The sequence below is a fragment of the Bacillus sp. 220_BSPC genome, from assembly GCF_001054655.1.
Taxonomy (GTDB): Bacteria; Bacillota; Bacilli; order Bacillales; family DSM-1321; genus Peribacillus; species Peribacillus frigoritolerans.
Map to the genome: position 1 here is coordinate 1 of NZ_JVPL01000192.1, position 1,631 is coordinate 1,631.

Annotated in this window: 2 protein-coding genes; both read right to left on the reverse strand. The window is 36.5% G+C overall.

What is annotated here, in order from left to right; genetic code table 11:
- Positions 1–252 precede the first annotated feature (252 nt).
- The gene (locus ADA55_RS15065) at positions 253–723 is read right to left on the reverse strand and encodes a hypothetical protein (protein WP_048685322.1); all 471 of its coding nucleotides are present in this window, start codon (positions 721–723) and stop codon (positions 253–255) included.
- An 11-nt stretch (positions 724–734) separates the two neighbouring features.
- On the reverse strand, positions 735–1,631 hold an 897-nt coding region (locus ADA55_RS30535; RefSeq protein ID WP_226990477.1), incomplete at its 5' end, for a DNA/RNA non-specific endonuclease.

A 1,631-nucleotide genomic window follows, 5' to 3' on the forward strand; every position in this document is an offset into this window, starting at 1 on the left:
TATTCGGTTTTCTGGAGGAGGCTAAAGCCTTTTGTCGTTTTATAGGCATCTAGTTCGTGGTTCGCTGGACAGCTTGCGCCCTGTTACTGGATCGACTCCGTATTTGATTTGATTGCTTTACTTTTCATGTCACTTTATCCAACCACTTGCGTACACTCCCAACCCGATTTTAATCCATATATGTGATTACTTTAACCTTAAAACAATTAAAGCAAAAAAGCCTTGAAAGGCAAAAGCCAATCAAGGTCTTATTTACAAATTCCTTTGTTTCACATCTTCGAACCATATATCAAAGATATCATCAGGCAATAGTTCGTCATCATTAGAATATACTAAATCATATTTGTATTGACCTTTTAAACTGTTTTGTTTCACATTATAATGTAATTTTATCTCAGTAGGCATTTCTTTATTAAACTCTTCACACTTTTTATGGATAAGTTTCAAATTTTCATTTCCGATTCTTAAAGTAGCCTTTTGTCTTTCTCTTGAAACATCATACACTACATTATGTTGACCCTCAGAGTTTTTTATTGCTTCATTTAATTGATGTTTATGAACAATCTTTCCGTTGATTTTGTAGAAAACATCAAAAACATACATTTTTGGTTCATAAGAACAATATATATATATGTCATCTGCTTTATTATCGACATACTCTAAACAAATGGCCACCATATCTGATTGGTACTCTGAAAAGTAATCTTCAAATACCTTTTCCATAGCTATACCTCCTAATTCTCTATACTAATGAATCTCACACGTCCATCTATTTCATATTCTATATCGAAACCACTCGGTCTCATTTTATCCCCATCATAATTAACTTTAACATTGACGGAAACAAATTTACCTTCTTTTATAGCTGTAGCCCATTGATTTTCTAACTTCTTGTATTTACTCAAATTTACACTACTCGATTGAGATACAAGATTATCTAAATCAGGAGAACCTCCAAATCTATCAGCAGCTAAATGTCCAGCATGATCTCCGGCTTCTTTTCCTGGCGTATTAGATTTATGTGGTAATCTACTTGCTCTTTCTGTTAATTTTAAGTCATCTGCATTAAACTCTTTAAGCCTCCCCATGTTGTCTGTCTCATATAAATACTCATATTCTCCTGCTTGATACTTAACATTTGGTTTTAACGTTCTATCTTTATGCATATGACTACCGTCCCTAATGATACCATCTGGAACCTGACTTGTTTTATTACCCGTACCCTTAGGAACACTCTCCCCTGAAACACCCTCTACTTTGCTATCCTTCACCGTAAATTTCTGATAGGCTTCCTTAATTGTCTGCTTTTCCATCATAACTTGGCGAAGGGTTTGTCCTCCTGCAAGGGATACTTGTTCCATACTTATCCGTTTAGGGATTTCTTTTTTACCGATTTCTTCACCTATATTTTTTAACGTGGTTTTTCCTGATCTCGCTATGTCTGTTATTGTAGCTTGAACCTTCTGAACCTGCTTTTGCGCAAATTCCTTGCTGTAAGGGACGAACTTTGTACCATTCGCTACTTTATCGGCGACTTTGGCCGCACCTGCCACACCGCCGATGCCTAGTGCCATCAACAGTCCGTTCTGGCGCTGTTCCTCGGTTAGCTGGTTGCCGAACATGTCTTTGCC